Here is a 19,066-nt window from a genome sequence, read left to right as displayed (position 1 = left end):
TTCTCCTTAACCTATACTTATAAAACTCTCTGGATACCTAATTAGGCTCTTTTTAGCCTTCATGCCAAAGGCAAAGGCCATGGTCATTGGACCGATACGGCCCAAATACATACACAAGGTAATTAAATTTTTGCCTGCATCTGTTAAATGTGGTGTAATTCCTTTGCTTGCCCCGACTGTGGCTAGGGCTGATACTGTTTCATACAAAATATCTACAAGTGGCGCACTTTCTGTAATGGCGAGCATGAAGCTTACAGAAAGGATAATGACTATAGAAACCAAGAATATTGCAAGGGCCTTTCTTACGGTCTCTGTTCCAATATGTCTGCCAAAAACTACCGGTTCGCTTTCGCCCCTAACAACTGCGTGGGTTGATAAAACGAGAACGCCTAGGGTTGTTGTCTTGATACCACCTGCGGTTGATCCTGGAGAACCTCCCACAAACATTAGTCCCATGAGCATAAGGGCTGTCGAATCCTTAATCTTGGATAGGTCTACCGAATAAAAACCAGCAGTCCTTGCCACAACTGATTGGAAGAAGGATTCAAGGATTGACCCTTTCAAGGTCTCGTATTGAAGGACCCCGTCTTCGTTTTCCAGAAATAAAAACATGACAGTTCCTAATACCAAAAGGATAGCTGTTACCATAAGGACCAATTTGGAGTGGGTTGATAATTTCTTAAATGATCTGCGTCTAAAAAGTTCACTTGTCACCACAAAACCCAAACCACCGACTATTACAAGGGCACAAAGGGTGAGGTTAATTAATAAATCGTCCCTAAATGGGAAAATGGAATCTCCCAAAATATCAAAACCCGCATTACAAAAGGCTGAGATTGAATGAAATACCGCATACCAGACGCCTTTGCCAGCCCCATACAAGGGCACAAATTTTATGGAAAGGAGGATTGCTCCTAGAACTTCTGTCCCAAAAGTGAAGGCCAAAACGTATTTAAAAAGGACAATCATGCCTTCAAGGCTTTCGACATTTAGCTGTTCCTTTAAGATTTGCCTGGACTTCATTCCGATTTTCTTACCCAAAATCAAAGGAATAATTGAGGCCAAACTCATGACCCCCAGTCCCCCTATTTGGATTAGGATAATGATTAAAATGTGGCCGTAGGTGTTCCAATGTTCGAGTGTGTTAACGGGAGTAAGGCCTGTTACACAAGAGGCACTTGCCGCTACAAATAAAGAGTCGACCAAGGGTGTCGCCTGGCCAGATTTGGTGAAAAATGGGAGGGATAAAAGTAAACCGCCCGCAATAATAAGGATAGCAAAACCCAGACTCAAGACCATTGGCGGGTTAAGGCTAATCTTAGCGTATAATTTATTGATAAAGTTTTTGTTCATAATAGCTCCTAAAATTCTTGCCTGTAGAGCAATTTTACCCCTCAAATCCTATTGGTCAAAGGGATTGTAAACTTATTCTTAGAATGAAAACTATGGAAAGAAGTTTTTTCTTGTATAATATTTTTAAGGAGGATTTATGAAAAAAATTTTTATAACACTAGCAATTATTTTGGGGATTTTTATCCCACAAAGCGCCCACGCTGACGAATTTAGGGAAATATCAATAGAGGCAAATATAGATGAAAAAGGCATCGGCTCCATTGAAGAGATTTGGAAAATCAACGAAACCAACGAAGATTATACAGAAAGATACAAGACCATAAACAACCTAAGAGGACTAAAAATCGAAGACTTTAGCCTAGAAGCCTTTGGCAAGACTTTCGAAAATAGGGATCCTTGGGATACAGACCTCGATTTTAACGAAAAGGCCTACAAGTCCGGCGTCATCACAAGGGATGAGGACGAAGTCGAGCTTTGTTGGGGAATTTCAAATTACTCTGACAATACCTATAAGCTAAAATACAAAATAAATCCTCTAGCAATCGGATTAAAGGATTCAGACATGGTGGTTTTCACCTTTGTCGGAGATAATTTTGACCCTGAGCCTGAGAAAGTAAATATCAAAATTACGGGCTATAAACCATTTTCAGATATAAAGTTTTGGGCCTTTGGCCTTAAGGGTCTAATCCACGAAGAAAACGGGGAAATAATTCTAAAATCAACTGGAGATGTAAACTACACTACCGTTATGGTGAAATTCCCAAAGGGAACTTTTGCCACTTCCTACAGGGAAGATAAAAATTTCGCCGACTACGCCAACCAGGCAGTCAAGGGGTCAAAATGGGAAGAAAATGAAGGAACCGCCTATAAAATTCCTTTACCAATCTGGGCCAAGACCCTAATTAGCCTGGCCATCGCCCTTGGTCTTGGCGGAATATTTTGGGGAGTAAGATTTAGCAAATTACATTTTGACGAAAAAAGGCTCGCCAATGTAAAAGATCTCCCACATCCAAAAGATTTCAAAGATAAGTATTACAGGGGCCTTCCTTACGAGGGCCATATCGAGGATTTAGCCTATCTTATAGACCAAATCCCAATCATAGGTGGCGACCTTGGTGCCTCCTACATGAACGCCTTCATCCTAAAATGGGCCATGGAGGGCCATATTGACCTAGGTGATGGCGAGCCAGGATTTTTGGAATCTCAGGCCATAAAAATCCTATCAAAACCAGAAGACATGGGTAATATAGAAAAAAGTATTTTTGAAATGCTTTATAAGGCGAGTCTTAGAAAAAATAGCGAGAGACTCACTGACTACGACTTTTCAAAATATTTAAAAGCCAAGAAGGATGATATAGATAATATCTATGACGACCTTGAAGATAAGTCTATAGAAGCCTTGAAAAATGCTGGATACATCGAAGACTACGAATACGAAAAGACCTTCTTAAATTCAAGAAAAACCGGCAAGGAACTAAGGATTACAGATACGGGTCTTAAACTATATGAAAATATTTTGGGCTTTAAGTCATACTTAAGAGACTATGCCGAAGTCGGCACAAAAGCCCCAGAAGAGATTAAAAATTGGAAAGAATACCTCATCTACTCCATTCTTTTAAATGTGGATAGCAATTTCCAAGAATTTGTAGACGAAAACTACAAAGAGGAACCATACTTCATCTACCACCCATACTTTTTCACCAATGCAGGGGCTTACTCAAAATCCATCAACCAATCCTACGCCAATACTACTGGGTTTTCAAATGCAGGATTTGGAGGTCAAACTTCCGTTGGAGGAGGCGGCGGATCCTTTGGTGGAGGAGGTGGAGGAGGAAGGTAAATCTTATCCAAGATAAGTTATTTGTTCTTATTTTTATAAAATATCTTTATCTTGTGTAGGTTAAGGTCATTGACATGACCACTCCGTAAAAAGGGGGAGGCCCAAGGACCCTTCCGCATGGGTCCTCATCGGCCTCCCCCTTGAACCCCCTCTCCGTTACACCCCACAAGCGGCTCCTTAGCGGAGGGCAGATAAGTAAGCTTGCCTTTTCGGCAAGCTTTTTTATGTAGAGAGAATTACCTTGTATAAGATTAAGTATCCCCTCACAGATTTCCAATATTTAAGCCCTTAAAAACTGATAACTCGCTAACGCTCAAACAATCAGTTTTCTTAACGGGGCTTTCTATTAGAAATCTTTACCTGATAAAGGGGTGGATTGGTCTCGAAGTTCTAGGATTTGCCAGGCTCGTTTGGCTTTGCTAAACTTTGCTATATGAGTTTTGCATTCTCAAGCAAAGAGTGGAAAACTTAAGACCAAGTATTTTAAAATCCCAAGCATCCGTGAAGAAAATTGCACTGACAGTCAATTACAATTAAGATTACAATAACTACTGTGAACTAATTTTCAAATGTAAAACACAAGTCAGACGAGATTGCAATTTTTAGGAGGCTTGGGATTTTAAAAAGTTAACTAAATATTATTCCTAAACAAGGACTCCTCCATACCAACACGTTTGCCGAAGGCAAACTCCTTGTCCCCCGTAAGGGGCCGGCCGGAGGAGGTAGCCGAGTGGGGTCTGGGGAGGCAGGTTGGGGAACGTCCGGAACGTTCCCCTGGGCTCCCCTTTTTACGAAGCAGCCATGTAAATGGCTAAGAAATAATTAAAGATATAATAAAAAAATCCTAGATAAAAATATAATTTATCTAGGATAAAAAAATCCAACCTTGGGCCTCCCCTTTTTTACGGAGGGGTCATGTAAATGACCTAGAATATTTATAAGATATGGTTAATCTCGGATTAACAACTTAAGGAACGTGATCTTTTTCTTTCGATTGCTCCTATTCGTCGCAACCTACAGAAAAAATTACATAAGGTTTTTCATAAATTTCTACTGCGGTGCTTTGCACCTTGAGAAATTTTGAAAACCGCAAAAACTTTGCCTGCAAAGTTTTTACTACCATTATCTCGGATAGATTTTAAACAAATAGTGCCACTCCTGGTCCTAATGGAATTTTAAATATCATCCATCCAACTAATAGCAAGGTCCAGAAGATTAAAAATGCTATCGAATATGGTAGCATGGTTGAAATTAAGGTTCCAAGTCCCCTGTCTTTGTCATATTTTTGCATGAAGATTACTATCATTGCAAAATAATTCATTAGTGGGCTTATGATGTTGGTTGATGAGTCTGCTATCCTGTATGCCATTTGGCTTAGTTCTGGGGAAAGTCCCATGTTCATAAACATTGGCACAAAGATTGGCGCCATGATTGCCCATTTGGCTGAGGCCGATCCTATAAATAGATTGATGAAGGCTGATAGGATGATAAAGAGGATTACTAATGGTACTCCTGTTAATTTTATCGATTCCAAAAATTCAGCTCCCTTTACAGATAGGATTGTGCCGAGGTTTGTGTAGGCGAAAAATGACACGAATTGGGCTGCGAAAAATGCTAGTACCAAAAATCCGCTCATTGATTCCATAGACTTGGTCATAGCTCCTATTAGGTCAGTTGAGTTCTTAAACTTGCCTGTTGTCCTTCCAAATACATAGCCTGGTATGAGGAACATAAATAGAATTGCTGCGATTAGGCCCTTGCCCATAAAGGCTTCTAGGGTCATCTTGCCCTCTGCGTTTGCCTCTCTTAAAATCGCATTTTCTGGAACCATTAATATTGCCATGACTATAGCAAAGACTAAAAACGCAATTAAAGAATTTTTGAGTCCCTTTTTCTCAAGGTCTGTAAGTGGCTTATCTTCGTGGACATAGGCTCCTGTGTACTGACCTAGGTTTGGAATTATGACCTTTTCTGTGACAAATGTCGCTACGATTGTTAAAACAAAGGTAGAAACAATTAGGAAATACCAGTTAGCTTGAGGATATACTGTGTAGTCGATATTAGCAGCTCTTAGGGCTTCGTTGGTAATCCCACCAAGAAGCACGTCTGTCGGTCCAAAGATGAGGTTGGCAGAAAATCCACCAGATACACCTGCAAAGGCCGCAGCAAGACCAGCTATTGGGTGCTTACCAGCTGCCGCAAAAATCATTGCTCCAAGAGGAACTACCACTACATAACCCGCATCAGATGCGATATTTGAGACAATTCCTGTAAAGACAACCGCTGCAGTCAAGATCATTGGTGGCACATTTGAAAGCATCTTCTTAAGGCCAGCATCAAAAAATCCTGCATCTTCAGCCACACCCACACCAAGCATAGCAACTAAAACTACACCGAGAGGTGCGAAGGATGTGAAGTTATCAACTAGGGATGAAAACATATAGCGGATGCCTTCTGCATTTAAAAGTCCAATGGCCTTTATTGTTGATTCCGCTTCTGCCTTTGCGTCATAGTATGATACAGAAACTCCAGCCGATGCACAAATTTGTGCAATGATGGCTAAGATTCCAATCATAATGACAAAAATTATAGCAGGGTGGGGTAAGGCATTGCCGACTCTTTCGATCTTAGCCAGAACCCCTCCCTTATTTTTATTCTTAGACATAAGTCCTCCTTATATATTAAAATAGTGTTTTTATATTCTTAAAAAAATAACACCTTTTTAATATACGAGTTTTTCAACTAAATTCACCTAAAGTATTCCAAAACTCATCTAAAACCTTCTTCCCCGACCGTTTGTCGCCGAATTTTGACCTTTTATCCGAAAATCAATGCATAAGTTGGACCTAGGCTTTATAATAGAATCAGGAGGTAGGGATGAAAGTTGACATAATAATTGATCAAACCATCGACGAAACCCAGGTAAAAATATTCGCCAAAGAATATTCAAAGGAAGTCGAAACCATAAAGGATTTGCTGGCTGACAGGCTGATTGACAAGCTTGTGGCCTTTCGTGATAAGGAAGTTTTTATCCTCTCTCACGAAGAAATTATAAGAATTTTTGCCCAAGATAAGTCCGTCTTTATTAAAACGAAAAACGGGACTTTTTCGTCAAGGCTTACTATTTCTGAATTGGATAAGAGGCTTGATAAGAAAAAATTTATAAGAATTTCTCGTTCAGATATTGTAAATCTAGATTTTGTAAAAAAACTCGACCTTTCCTTCACAGGAACAATAGCAGTCGAGCTTACAAATTGTGATGTGGCCTACGTTTCTAGGCGAAATCTAAAAGAATTTAGGAGGGCCTTGGGTCTATAAGGAGGAATTATGAAAAATTTTAAAGATTTATTAGTCGGTTTTTTGGCAGGTGTAGGTATCGGAGCCTTAATCGAGGCAATTTTATCTATACTAATTAAAGAAAATATAGTTGGAGTTTCTGACTTCGTGGCAAGCCAAGCTCCAGGTTATGCAAAAATTATTCAATGCTTAGTTTACGGTGGCTTTGGTTTGATATCTGTCCTAATGGGGGCAATTTTCAAAAATAAAAATAGGGCATCCTATTTAAATCAAACCATCCACTTTTGTGCAATGCTTGTCTATTTTATCTTTGCAGGTCTTTACCTAAGATGGTTTGAATATAATTTAAGCCTAGCAATTTCTGTTATCTTCTTTGTTGGTGTTTATTTATTAATATCTTTCGCTTGTTACATTTACGAAAAAAATATGATAGGTCAAATCAATAAAATGTTATAAGCAAGTAAAAATGGTCCCAAATTCGGGACCATTTTGCTTTTAAAATTCCTTCTGCTCTTACTTTTATAATATCAAAAGTCTTTATTTTTATAGAAATGGATAGAAAGTTTTAGAGAAACCACATTTAGTAAAACTGTAATTCCCACAATTATAATACTAAGTAAGTTTAAATTAAAATTTGATACCTTGTTTATAAAATCAATTGCAATTTGATTGTTCTTCCATATTTGATTTACTCCTAAAAATATCAAAAAGTAAATTAAGGTGAAGACCATCCTTGATTTTTGCGAGCCATATTTATACATAAAGGGCAATTGGATTAGGCATGCAAAATTTGTTAAAAAAAGCGTCAAGGATAGGATAAGGGGCAAGTTGAAAATCTCTTTACTATCTGGATATTTAATATTAAATATTAGTACTATTAGCATGGCAAATATTCCAAATATCCAAGTAATTGCATATCTTGATAGTACTATCCTTTTTCTATCAATTCCAAGTCCTATCAAATATTGATTAATGTTTGATTTTAAGTCTACATCAAAAAAAGTACTAGTCAGCGCTATCGGAACCAGGATAAAAAGCCCCAATATTATTAAAATTTGTCCTTCTTTAAAACTATAGAAAATCATAGCTAAGATAGCTAAAGTAAACAATCTAAAGTATTTTTTAACAGCTACTAAATCCTTATATATCAAGGCTTTCATTGTAGGCCTCCTTTATCATATAGACCATAATATCTTCGATAGATGGTTTTGACATTTCAAAACCTGCTGGCATTTTTTCCCTTTTTACCAAACACTCCCTGCCAAATTGATGCTTTCTCACACCTACAAGGGCCGATTTATCTAGGCTTTCATATTCCTCATCTCCAAGGGAAACAAGGCCATATTTTTCGCTTAGGCCGTCTTTTTCTTCGTTAAAAATTAGCTGGCCCTTATGGATAAAGGCGATGTAATCGGCAATTTTTTCAAGATCTGACAAAATGTGAGAAGAAATCAAAACTGTGTGGTCCTCATCTTGGATAAAGTCTAGGAGGATATCCAAAAAATCATCCCTAACAACTGGATCAAGGCCACTTGTAGGCTCATCTAGGATTAGGATTTCTGCCCCATGGCTCATGGCAAGAGCAAGACCCAATTTCATCTTCATCCCCCTAGAAAAAGTCGTAATTGGAATATTAGCAGGAAGGGCAAAATTTTCCATAAATTCGTAAAAAGTTCCCTTCTCCCAGTGGTCCTTATAGAGCAATGAGTGAAATTTTTCTATTTCATTCACTTTCATAGATCCCGGCAAAAATAGGTCATCGTAGACAAAGCCAAGCCTGTATTTTTCGTCAACAGACAAGTCTTTTATGTCCTTGTCAAAAATTTCTATCGCTCCATTATCTCTGCCAATTACATCCAGGATAAGCTTGATAGTGGTAGACTTTCCAGCCCCATTTTCGCCGATAAAACCTGTTATAGTTCCCTTTTTGATCCCTAAATCGACAGGGCCCAGCCTAAAATTGCCGAAAGATTTGCCTAGATTTTTTATTTTTATTGCATCAGTCATCAGTATCCTCCAATATATCAACTAGGGCGAGGATTTCTTCTTTTGAAATATCGCCTAGTCTTGCAAGCTTGATGACTTCCTTGATATGGTCTTCGATTTTAACCATGAATTTTTCCTTGACCATTTGTGGGTCCTGGCTTTTGATAAAATTTCCCTTACCTGGAACAGAATTGATTAATCCATCCTTTTCTAATTCGTCGTAGGCCCTCTTGGTTGTAATCACGCTCACCCTAAGCTCCTTGGCAAGAAGCCTTATGGAAGGCAGGGGTTTGTCAATATCTAGCTTGTCATCTAAGATTGCATCCCTAATCTGATTTTTGATTTGTAAATATATCGGATCTTTACTCGAGTAATTTATTTTTATGTCCATATATCCTCCATCTGTATATAGTGTATATTAACAGTTATAATTTGTCAAGACTTTTGGGAAATAATTATGAATTGTTTTTGCAAATCAAATTGAAATCCCAAGAAAAACCTAAAATTCACCCTAAAGACTTAGAAAAATATCCAAGGTCATTCCGATGAACGAAGTGAATAGGAATCCCATAGACTTGGGTTTAGTATGTTTATTATTGCATTCTATTTGTTAAAAAACTTTTTATCAAAAAAAGCCCCGAGTGGGGCTAATTTCTTTATCAATTTTTAAGTTTTCTATAAATTTAAGTCTATTTCATAGGTCCTTTTGGCCTTTTTAAACAAAAATTCTCCGCTTCTCACACTTGCCAAGCACTCTGCCCTATTTCTGATGGCATCATAAGGACTAGATGCGTCTAAGACTATGAAATTGGCGGATTTTCCAAGATCTAAGCCGTAAGAATTTTCCAAATTCATGGCCTTTGCCCCATTTATGGTCACAAGGTCAAGGGCCTTTTCAAAATCTTCTTCCTTCATGAGCTGGGCCATGTGGATGCCGTTATCTAGGATATTCATGAGGTTGCCATTGCCGGCTGGATACCAAAGGTCGACTATGGAATCTTGAGCAAAACAAACATTTATGTCATTGTCGACAAATTCACGAACCCTAGTCATGCCCCTGCGTTTTGGATAGGTATCCTGTCTCGCTTGAAGGTAGGCATTTTCTGTTGGAAGGGCCACAAAATTCATCTTTGACTTTCTAAAAAGTCCCATCATCCTGAAGGCATAGGCATTGTCAGCTGACCCAAAGGAGCAGGTGTGGCTTGCTGTGACCCTTTTTCCGATGTCGTGGATTAGGGCCTCGGCATTTAGGACTTCCACAAAGCGTGCCATTGGATCGTCTGTTTCATCGCAATGGACGTCTATTAGCTTGTCATATTTTAGGGCAAGCCTTACAATTTCCTTGATTGATTTTTCCCCAAGTTCGCGAGACCATTCGTTGTGAGGAATTCCTCCAACCACATCAGCGCCGAGCTTTAGGGCATCTTCTACCAAATCTCTGCCGGTTTTCCCATCTTCCTTGTAGGAATACATGCCATTTTGAGGAAAGGCTACAACTTGGATGGTAATCTTATCTTTTAGTTCATCTCTCACTTCAAGGGCGGCTCTTATGCCTGTCAAATTTGGATCGGTACAATCAGTTTGGGCGCGTATATATTGGGTTCCGTGGCTGGCACATTCAAGGACAGCCGCTTTTATTCTTTCCTTCATCTCTTCTTTGCTGGTGCCCTTTTTGAAATCATTCCAAATGTCAATAGCCTCAAAAAGTGTACCCGACTCGTTTTTAGCCTTGTCAGTCTTTCCTACCATGTAATAGTCAAGGTGAAGGTGGCTATCAACATAAGGTGGAATTACAAGAGAACCTTCAAGGTCAATTACTTGGTCAGCCCCTCCTAAATCTTTGCCAAAACCCACAAAAATCCCATCTTCAACGAGGATTTCACTAGCTCCTTCGTGGCCATATATTACTGCATTTATAAATTTTTTCTTCATTATTTTTCTCCATACATAAAAACATTTCTACTCATATTATATCACAAAAGGGCAAGCCAACGCTCGCCCTTGTTTGTTGTTGATTATATTGCTCGTAATTTGATGATTATCTGATCGCAATATCTCTTTTATGCCCATCACCGGCACCATTATATTTTTAATATCTTGGCCTTTCCTTATAGGAGGTGTGGAGTAGTTCGTGAGCACGTTCGCTGCCCGGCTCGCCTAAATATTCCTCGTAGAGTTTTTTGATTGATGGATTTTCGTAAGATTTTCTGTAGGTTTTTTCCTTATCTATGGAATAAAGGCCCTCGGCTCTTTTCTTTAGGATTGTTAGGTCTCCCTTGTGGTAAGGTTGGCCACCGCCACCTACACAACCGCCAGGGCAAGCCATTACCTCTATGGCGTCGAGTTTTTCAACGCCTGCGCGGATTTTTTCTAAGATTTTCCTTGTATTGCCAAGACCGTTTACAACTCCAATGTGAATTTCCTTGCCATTTATATTTACAACCGCCTTTTTAACTCCCCTAAGGCCCCTTAATTCCTCATATTCGACCTTATCAAGGCTTTCGCCTGTGAGAGTGTCGTAGGCAGTCCTGATTGTGGCTTCGATTACGCCGCCGCTTGCACCAAAAATTGTGCCGCCGCCTGTAGATTCGCCCAAAGGATTATCAAAATCAGACTTTTCGGTATTAATAAGATCAATACCAGCTTCCTTGATCATTGAGGCAAGCTCTCTGGTTGTGATTACTATATCAACATCGGAGAAGCCTTCTTCGTTGAGTTCATCCCTTTTTACCTCGTATTTTTTAGCAATACAAGGCATGACTGAAACTACGGTTATCTTTGCTGGGTCCATACCAATTTTTTCTGCATAATAGGATTTAGCAATGGCCCCAAACATCTCGTGAGGAGACTTGCAAGTTGATGGAATATCAATAAGGTCAGAAAATTGGTGTTCCATAAAATTTACCCAACCTGGGCAACATGAAGTGAGGATTGGTTTGCCCTCACCAAGCCTTTCTATAAATTCGTGGGCTTCTTCCATGATTGTGAGGTCTGCTGCAAAGTTTGTATCAAAAACCCTGTCAAAACCGAGATTTCTAAGGGCTGTCACCATCTGGCCTGTAACTTCAGTTCCTGGTTCTAGGCCAAATTCTTCGCCCAAAGCCACCCTCACAGCTGGGGCAACCTGAACAATTACAAGGTCGTCGTGGTTTTTCCTATGGAGGATTTTCCAAACTTCTGAAACATTTGATTTTTCAGTAAGGGCTCCAGTTGGACACACAGCCAGGCACTGGCCGCAGAAGGTGCAAGTTGTATCAAACATTGGTCTATTAAAAGTCGAACCGACATGGGTCATAAAACCGCGACCGATTTCTGCAAGGGCGCCCACAGTCTGCACTTCGTTACACATAGTCTCACAGCGTCTACAAAGTATGCACTTATTCGGATCTCTCACAAGAGAATAAGACGAATCGTCTATTGGTAGATTTCTCTTTTCTCCCGGATATTTTATTTCCCTAATATTTAAGTCTGCCGCTAGCTTTTGAAGCTGGCAGTCGAGATTTTTCGCACATTTAAGGCAATCAGTCGGATGGTCTGAGAGGATTAATTCCACGACAGCACGCCTTGCCCTAATTACCCTTTGGCTATCGGTCCTGATTTCCATGCCATCCTTGGCAAAAGTGGCACAAGCTGGGATAAGATTTCCTTTTTTCACATCTTCTACCAGGCAAACCCTGCAAGATGCGAGTTTATTTACAAAATTGATGCCAGATAGGTCCATATGACAAAGGGTAGGAATATTGATATTTAAAGCCTTAGCAGCTGATAAAAGGGTGGTTTTTTCCCTGACTTCTATTTCTGTGTCATTTATTTTTAATTTAATCATGTCTCCTCCTAGCATAAAACTATGGCCTTAACTGGGCAATTATCCATGCAAGTGCCGCACTTGATGCAGACTTTTTTGTCTATATGGTGGACTTCCCTGGCTTTGCCAAAGACCGCCCCAACAGGACATGCCTTGGCACACTTGGTACAGCCGATACATGTATCTGTAATCTCGTAGGAAAGCAAATCTTTGCACCTTTTTGCAGGGCAGGTTTTGACATTGCCAACGTGGGCTAGGTATTCGTCATAAAAATAGTTCATTGTTGAAAGGACTGGGTTTGGCGAAGATTGGCCCAGACCGCAAAGGCTGGTTTCAGAGACAATTTCTGATAGCTCTTTGAGTTTAAAAAGTGTTTCCTCGCCGGCCTTTCCTGTTACGATTAAATCAAGCATTTCAAGGAGCCTTTTATTTCCAATCCTACAAGGTGTGCACTTGCCGCAAGATTCATCCACAGAAAATTCTAGGAAAAATCTCGCCACATCCACCATGCAGTCGTCTTCGTCCATGACAACCATGCCGCCAGATCCCATTATAGAGCCAATTTCCTTTAGGGATTCGAAATCGCAACCTGTGTCAAAAAGTGATTTTGGTATGCAACCGCCTGATGGGCCACCGGTTTGGACGGCCTTGGCTTCCTTGTCATTTTGGATGCCCTTGCCTATGTCGTAGACAATGGTCTTAATGGATGTACCCATTGGCACTTCTACAAGGCCAGAATGTTTGACCTTGCCAACTAGGGCAAAGACCTTGGTTCCTGGGGATTTTTCTGTACCGTAGGCCCTAAAATAATCCGCTCCTTTTAGGATAATTTGGGCCACATTTGCCAAAGTTTCAACATTATTAATTACAGTAGGTTTTCCCCAAAGACCCTTGACTGTTGTCCTAAATTCCTTGTTTCTTGGCTGGCCACGCTTGCCCTCGATTGATTCCATAAGGGCTGTACCCTCGCCACAAACAAAGGCTCCAGCTCCAAGCCTTAGGTCAATATCGAAGGAAAAATCTGATCCTAGGATATTTTCCCCAAGCAAATTGTATTTCTTAGCGTCTTCTATGGCGTGCCTTAAGGCCTTGACTGCCTTTGGATATTCGGCCCTAACGTAGATAAAACCTTGGTTTGCACCAACAGCTCTGGCACAAATCGCCATGGCCTCAAGGACTGAATGAGGGTCATTTTCAAGAACTGACCTATCCATAAAGGCACCTGGGTCGCCCTCGTCAGCGTTACAAATTATGTATTTCGTATCGACATCTTGTTTAAAGGCAGTTTCCCACTTGCGACCAGCCGGAAAACCTGCTCCGCCCCTGCCCCTAAGGCCTGAGTCTGTGACGACCTTTATAATTTCTTCCCTGGTCATGTCGTAAATGGCCTTTTCTAGGGCAAAATATCCGTCACGGCCTATGTATTCTTCTATTGATCCAGGGTCAATTATGCCGCAGTTTCTCAAAACAAGCCTGGTTTGTTTTTGATAAAATTCGCCCTTAAGCCTTATGTCTTCGCCGTCTATGTAATAATTTTCTGGATCAAGCCTAGAAATAAGCTTGGCAAATCCATCCTTTTTGATATTTTCAAGCCTCGACTTCATCTTTTTCCTCCAAAACTTCCTTGATGATATCAGCTGCCATGCCCTTAGTCACATTGCCGATATTTTTTGATGAATCAATACTCAAAACAGGTGCTATTCCGCATTCGCCTATGCACCTAGCCTCGGCAAGGCTAATCTTGCCATCTGGTGTGGTCTCGCCAACCTTGATTCCAAGCTCATTTTCAAGGTCAGAAAGGATTTTATCAGAGCCTTTGACATAGCAAGCTGTGCCCAAGCAAACGCAAATCTCATGTTCTCCCTTTGGAATAAAGGAAAATTGGGAATAAAAACTTGCCACACCGTAAATTTCTGAAGAGTGGACGCCCATCCTTAGGGCCATGAGGTCCACAATTTCTTCCGGTATATAGGAAAAAATTTCCTGAGCCTTCTGCAGAATCGGCATAACAGCGCCCTTTTTGTCCTTGTTAGCATCCAAGAATTCTACAAATTGATCAAACTTTTCCTGATCTTTCTTAAAACAAAAACTCATAGCTTAACCTCCTATTAATGGTAATAAAAATTTTGAAGGCAAAATTTTTATGGTCTTCACAATATATACGAGCGCAAAGCACGAAATATAAATTGATGAAAAACCTTATGTAATTTTTTCATAAGAACGCGACGAAAAGGAGCGTTCATTGAAAAAGATTACCTTCCTTATTAATATTCTATAATTTCATAATATCAGAATATGAAAACAATTTCAACACCTAAGTTCATTATTGTTTAAAGATTGATAATAATTATTAAAATCGTTTTCAATATAACAACAAAAAAAGACTTGAAAAACATCTTCCAAGTCTCTTCAAATTAAAATTTACTTAAAATGCCCAGTTGCCGTCCTTAAATATTGGGAAAGCTTGGCCGTTTTTGTAGCCTATTATTTCAAGGTCCTTATCGCCAACCATGAAATCTTCGTGGATTAGGGAATCATTTAGGCCTACTGAATTTACTTCGCTATCGTCAAGGTCAGCTCCGCCTTCAACACAGGTTGGATAGGCCTTGCCTAGGGCAAAGTGGCAAGAGGCATTTTCGTCAAAAAGTGTGTTGTAGAATAAGATATTTGAATTTGAAATTGGACTATCATAAGGCACTAGGGCGATTTCTCCGAGGTTTTTAGAGCCCTCATCAGAATCTAGCATCTTGGCTAAAGTATCCTTGCCTTCTTTGGCATCAAAGTCAATCACCTTTCCGTCTTTAAATGTAAATTCAAAGTGATTTATAACCACACCATTGTAAACAAGAGGTTTTGTAGCCACAAGCCTGCCGTCAACCCCGTTGTATTGTGGAGCTGTAAAGACTTCTTCAGTTGGCATATTTGGAATAAACCTGTCGCCCTTTGCATTCTTAGATCCTGCAGACATCCAAATGTGATTTTTTGGTAATTTCACCTTAAGATCTGTACCATTAGTTGATTTGTAATGGACATAGTCAAATTGGTGGCTATTTAAAAAGTCAGCCTTATCATCAAGTGTCTTAATGTGGTCTTCCCAATTTTTCTTAGTTTCTTCCCAAGATTCGGAAACCCTGCACACATCAAGGATAACTTCCCAAAGCTTATCGCAAGCAGCCTCGCCCTTAAGGTCTGGGAATACTTTTTCTGCCCATTTTACAGAAGGAACTGAAATCACAAGCCAAGATACAATATCATTCATGGTGTATTTAACAAAGTCCTTCAATTTTAGGGAACGAGCCTTGACAGCTTCAGAAATCTTAGCCTCATCAAGACCTTTGAGTAAATCTGGATCATCAGATACAATAGAAATCCTGTTTGACCTCTTTTCAGCAATCTGATAGCGAGATTTTTCCACAACCCAGTCAGGAACTTCGTTAAGTGTTTCCTGGCTTTCGTATTCGTAGGCAAACCTAGTAAGGGCATCGTCAACCCAATTTACAGAAACAGCACGAGCTCCTTTTTCATAAGCTGCCTTAGTCATAAGACGAGCAAGTTCAGGCGATTCCACAGGAGATGAAATTAAAACATCCTCCCCATTTTGCACATTAACACCAAACTCAACAGCAATCCTGGCAAAATTTTCTATTCTTTTTTGCATATTTCCTCCCTTATATAAATAGTTTTATATATTATACCTTTTATAAAAATTTCATATCATTCTTAAAATATAGATTTAATAATTCTTTCAAAACATCAATATCGAAGAAAGATAAATAATGGAGTATAATGAAGCAGTTATCATCAGCCCTTTTAGCATGGAAGGGAGGTGAGAGCATGCGAGAATTTTTGGAATTCATTTTGTCTATCGCAGCAAGTGTAGTTGGTTACTATGTTTGCAAATGGCTAGATAGCAAAATCAATGATGATAATTAGCATAAATAAAAAAGACGAGCAAAGCGGGCTCGTCTTTTTTTGGTTGAGACCATGCAATATCTCTGGAATTCATGGTTAATATTATTATACTTATTTAGGGTGGAATTTCAATAACATTATTTTTTTACTTATAATAGATAAGTTTTTTTACTTAAGACTAAAATCTTTATCTAAGCGAACAAAGTGATATAATAGTTAATAGTTAAAACGAATTAAAAATTATTTTTTATGAGAGGAGAAAAAATGAAAAAAAGATGTGATGTTGACCCTAAGGAAACTTGGGCCATCGAAGACCTTTACGCTTCTGATGAAGCTTTTTATGCTGATCTTGAAAAATTAGCTGGAATGGCTGATGCTTTTAAGGAAAAATATTCAGTTCTTAAGACTAGCGAGGATGTTTATAATTCTCTTGAGGCTTATTCTGATATAATTTCCCTTACAGACGGTCTTGGTACTTTTTCTGGAATTTCTAAGGAAACAGATGCCACAGACGATGCTATGGCAAAAAGAGATGCCAAATTTGGAAGCGAAGTTTCTAAGATTTTTGCAAAACTTTCTTTCTATGATTCTGCCCTTGTCAAAGTTGACGGCAAAATCTTGGATGAAGTTATAGAAAATCATCCAGACTACGCTTATTACCTAAAAAGAGTAAAGGAAACTGCCAAATATCTCTTAGATGAGAAAACAGAAGCAGCCCTTGCTGCCCTTGCCCCAACCTTTGATGCTCCATATACAAATTACAACGACATGAGATATGGGGATATGAAGTTTGAAAACATCGACCACAATGGCGAGGAGGTCGTCCTTAACCACAACACTTTCGAAGAATACCTCGAAGGCGAAACCGACACAGAATTAAGAAGAAGGGCCTTTGCTGATTATCACAAGGTTTTAGGAGCTTACCAAAACGCTGACGCTTCAGTTTATAACAACCTTATCCAAAACGAAAAGATAATGGCTGATCTTCGTGGCTATGAATCAGTATTTCACTATCTTCTAGCCCGCCAAGACGTGGACTTTGATGTTTACGAAAACCATATTGACATAATTATGGAAAAACTCGCTCCAATTATGAGAAAATATGCAACAATCATCAAAAACCACTACGGTCTAGACGAGATGACCTATGCAGATTTAAAACTTGCCATAGACCCAGAATATGAACCACAAGTTTCTATAGAAGAAGCGAGAGACTATATAGTTGACGGACTATCTCCACTCGGAGAAGAATATATCGGCTACATGAAAAAGGCCTTTGAAGATAGGTGGATAGATTATTCTCAAAATATCGGCAAGAGAACAGGTGCTTTCTGCTCATCTCCTTATCCATCCCACCCATTTATCATGACCACTTATAACAACTCAATGAGCCAAGTTATGACCCTTGCCCACGAACTAGGCCACGCCGGCCAAGGAATCCTTTCAAACGCCAACCAAAACGCCCTATCATGCGATATGTCCATGTATTTCGTCGAAGCTCCATCAACAGCCAACGAAATCACCATGGAAAGATATCTCCTTAAAAAGGCCAAAGATGACAGAGAAAAACTTTGGGTCCTATCAACCATGATTGGCAAGACCTACTACCATAACTTCGTAACCCACTACTTAGAAGCAGCCTTCCAAAGAGAAGTTTATAGACGTGTAGAAAAGGGCGAAAGCCTCTCAGCTGCAGATTTTAACGCTATTTTTAAAGAAAAACTAGAAAAATTCTGGGGCGATTCTGTAGTCTTAAATGAAGGAGCAGAACTCACATGGATGAGACAACCACACTACTACATGGGACTTTATTCCTTCACCTACCAAGCAGGCCTCACAATCGGTACAGCTATTTCAGAAAAAATAGTCCACGGCACTGAAGAAGACAGGAAACAATGGCTAGAAGTCCTAAAACTAGGCGGATCTATGGGACCAATAGACTTAGCCAAAGCCGCTGGTGTTGACATGACAACAACAAAACCAATAGAAGACGCAATCGACTTTATCGGACAAATCGTTTATGAAATTGATGGACTTTTGAAAAAACTAAATATGTATAAGTAAGAGAAAACCTCCCAAATTTGGGAGGTTTTTTATCCAAGATAGCCTATCTTTCGTTCACTTTTTTTCCAGTCATATAGGCAATATGAAAAGCCAACATCTTTGTATTTTTAAAGCTAGCCGCCATATTTTCATCTACTAATTCCATATTTGGGTAATATTTTTTGGCTAAGTTTATCATTGCTTCTCTGGCAAATTCTTGGTCTTCTATTTCTTCAACTAGGCCGTAGGCTACGACTGATGCTGTGTTTTTTGACCAGCCGTCTTCTGAAATCCCTTCTTCCAGGATGGCAGTAAAACAAGCCTTAGGATCTTTCTTTATGCAATCAATCTTGTAACCAGTCTTGGTGCCGTGAAAATAAAGGGCCTGGTTTTCCTCATCATAGACGTAATTTAAAGGCAAACCGTAAGGATAACCGTCATCTCCATGTAGAGAAAGGACTCCCCTTGCTGCCTTATGAAGGACTTCCCTTGTTCTTTCTGGACTCAATTCATTTTTTACTTTTCTAATTTTTCTAAACATCTAATCCTCCACAGAATATATTTACTAGAATTATACTTTAATTCTTAGTAAATAAGAGCAAATCCCAACAAAATACAACAATATCCATTTACATTTATTTTATTACAAAATTTATAAACACATAAATAAAACGAAATTTGCTATCATGATAAAGAGTTGATATATATAGAGAGAAATCTCTCAAAGACTTGTATTTAAGCCATTTTTGACTTGAAATATTTTTTAAAATTAAGTATGATAAACCTAACACAATGTGTTTTGTAGACAATGTTTTGTTAGATAAATTTAA

General features: G+C 39.2%; 16 protein-coding genes. 5 read left to right on the top strand and 11 right to left on the bottom strand.

Features of this window, described 5'->3' with window-relative positions; translation table 11 throughout:
- Positions 1-6: 6 nt before the first annotated feature.
- Positions 7-1,353 (bottom strand): TrkH family potassium uptake protein, encoded by a 1,347-nt coding sequence (locus tag AC1EJ5_RS00410; RefSeq protein WP_479813861.1) that lies wholly within the window; start codon positions 1,351-1,353, stop codon positions 7-9.
- A gap of 136 nt (positions 1,354-1,489) precedes the next feature.
- Here AC1EJ5_RS00410 and AC1EJ5_RS00405 point away from each other — a divergent pair, with 136 nt between their 5' ends.
- Positions 1,490-3,193 carry a DUF2207 family protein gene (locus AC1EJ5_RS00405; protein WP_479813859.1) on the top strand — a complete coding sequence of 568 codons (1,704 nt, stop codon included), beginning with the start codon at positions 1,490-1,492 and terminating at the stop codon, positions 3,191-3,193.
- 1,138 nt (positions 3,194-4,331) lie between these two features.
- Here AC1EJ5_RS00405 and AC1EJ5_RS00400 read toward each other — a convergent pair.
- Positions 4,332-5,858, bottom strand: coding sequence for an AbgT family transporter (locus tag AC1EJ5_RS00400; protein WP_479813857.1), 1,527 nt, complete (start codon positions 5,856-5,858; stop codon positions 4,332-4,334).
- Between the two features lie 212 nt (positions 5,859-6,070).
- On the opposite strand from AC1EJ5_RS00400, the gene AC1EJ5_RS00395 reads away from it, so the two are divergent.
- Both AC1EJ5_RS00395 and AC1EJ5_RS00390 read left to right on the top strand, forming a co-directional pair.
- Complete coding sequence (locus AC1EJ5_RS00395; RefSeq protein ID WP_308749304.1) at positions 6,071-6,511, top strand: LytTR family DNA-binding domain-containing protein; 441 nt, start codon at positions 6,071-6,073, stop codon at positions 6,509-6,511.
- A 9-nt stretch (positions 6,512-6,520) separates the two neighbouring features.
- On the top strand, positions 6,521-6,946 hold the full coding sequence (locus tag AC1EJ5_RS00390) for a DUF3021 domain-containing protein (protein WP_479813855.1): 426 nt from the start codon (positions 6,521-6,523) through the stop codon (positions 6,944-6,946).
- Positions 6,947-7,017: 71 nt separating this feature from the next.
- On the opposite strand, the gene AC1EJ5_RS00385 is transcribed toward AC1EJ5_RS00390, so the two are convergent.
- From AC1EJ5_RS00385 to AC1EJ5_RS00350, 8 genes are all read right to left on the bottom strand, one after another.
- A complete protein-coding gene (locus AC1EJ5_RS00385) occupies positions 7,018-7,650 on the bottom strand; it encodes an ABC-2 transporter permease (RefSeq protein WP_348937392.1) in 633 nt (210 codons plus the stop codon).
- A complete protein-coding gene (locus tag AC1EJ5_RS00380; RefSeq protein ID WP_348937394.1) occupies positions 7,631-8,497 on the bottom strand; it encodes an ABC transporter ATP-binding protein in 867 nt (288 codons plus the stop codon). The genes AC1EJ5_RS00385 and AC1EJ5_RS00380 overlap by 20 nt, the downstream gene beginning before the upstream one ends.
- Positions 8,490-8,867 carry a GntR family transcriptional regulator gene (locus AC1EJ5_RS00375; RefSeq protein WP_223418224.1) on the bottom strand — a complete coding sequence of 126 codons (378 nt, stop codon included), beginning with the start codon at positions 8,865-8,867 and terminating at the stop codon, positions 8,490-8,492. Before AC1EJ5_RS00375 ends, AC1EJ5_RS00380 begins: the two co-directional genes overlap by 8 nt.
- Positions 8,868-9,151: 284 nt before the next feature.
- Positions 9,152-10,408, bottom strand: coding sequence for an amidohydrolase family protein (locus AC1EJ5_RS00370; protein ID WP_479813852.1), 1,257 nt, complete (start codon positions 10,406-10,408; stop codon positions 9,152-9,154).
- A 157-nt stretch (positions 10,409-10,565) separates the two neighbouring features.
- Entirely contained in the window at positions 10,566-12,302 is a 1,737-nt protein-coding gene (locus AC1EJ5_RS00365; protein ID WP_479813850.1) for an NADH-dependent [FeFe] hydrogenase, group A6, read from the bottom strand.
- 8 nt (positions 12,303-12,310) lie between these two features.
- The gene (locus tag AC1EJ5_RS00360) at positions 12,311-13,885 is read right to left on the bottom strand and encodes an NADH-ubiquinone oxidoreductase-F iron-sulfur binding region domain-containing protein (protein WP_479813848.1); all 1,575 of its coding nucleotides are present in this window, start codon (positions 13,883-13,885) and stop codon (positions 12,311-12,313) included.
- Positions 13,869-14,375, bottom strand: a complete 507-nt coding sequence (locus AC1EJ5_RS00355) for an NADH-quinone oxidoreductase subunit NuoE family protein (RefSeq protein WP_308749311.1) — start codon at positions 14,373-14,375, stop codon at positions 13,869-13,871. Before AC1EJ5_RS00355 ends, AC1EJ5_RS00360 begins: the two co-directional genes overlap by 17 nt.
- A 331-nt stretch (positions 14,376-14,706) precedes the next feature.
- Positions 14,707-15,939 (bottom strand): aminopeptidase, encoded by a 1,233-nt coding sequence (locus tag AC1EJ5_RS00350; protein ID WP_479813846.1) that lies wholly within the window; start codon positions 15,937-15,939, stop codon positions 14,707-14,709.
- 128 nt (positions 15,940-16,067) lie between these two features.
- Here AC1EJ5_RS00350 and AC1EJ5_RS00345 point away from each other — a divergent pair, with 128 nt between their 5' ends.
- A complete protein-coding gene (locus AC1EJ5_RS00345) occupies positions 16,068-16,214 on the top strand; it encodes a hypothetical protein (RefSeq protein ID WP_308749313.1) in 147 nt (48 codons plus the stop codon).
- A gap of 243 nt (positions 16,215-16,457) precedes the next feature.
- Positions 16,458-18,257 (top strand): oligoendopeptidase F, encoded by a 1,800-nt coding sequence (gene pepF / locus AC1EJ5_RS00340; RefSeq protein ID WP_479813844.1) that lies wholly within the window; start codon positions 16,458-16,460, stop codon positions 18,255-18,257.
- A 43-nt stretch (positions 18,258-18,300) separates the two neighbouring features.
- On the opposite strand, the gene AC1EJ5_RS00335 is transcribed toward pepF, so the two are convergent.
- Positions 18,301-18,777 (bottom strand): pyridoxamine 5'-phosphate oxidase family protein, encoded by a 477-nt coding sequence (locus AC1EJ5_RS00335; RefSeq protein ID WP_479813842.1) that lies wholly within the window; start codon positions 18,775-18,777, stop codon positions 18,301-18,303.
- Positions 18,778-19,066: the final 289 nt, after the last annotated feature.

This window comes from Anaerococcus sp. C0059F3 (genome assembly GCF_056590475.1).
Note: the sequence above shows the minus strand (reverse complement) of the source record. Positions and strands in the feature narration are given on the sequence as shown.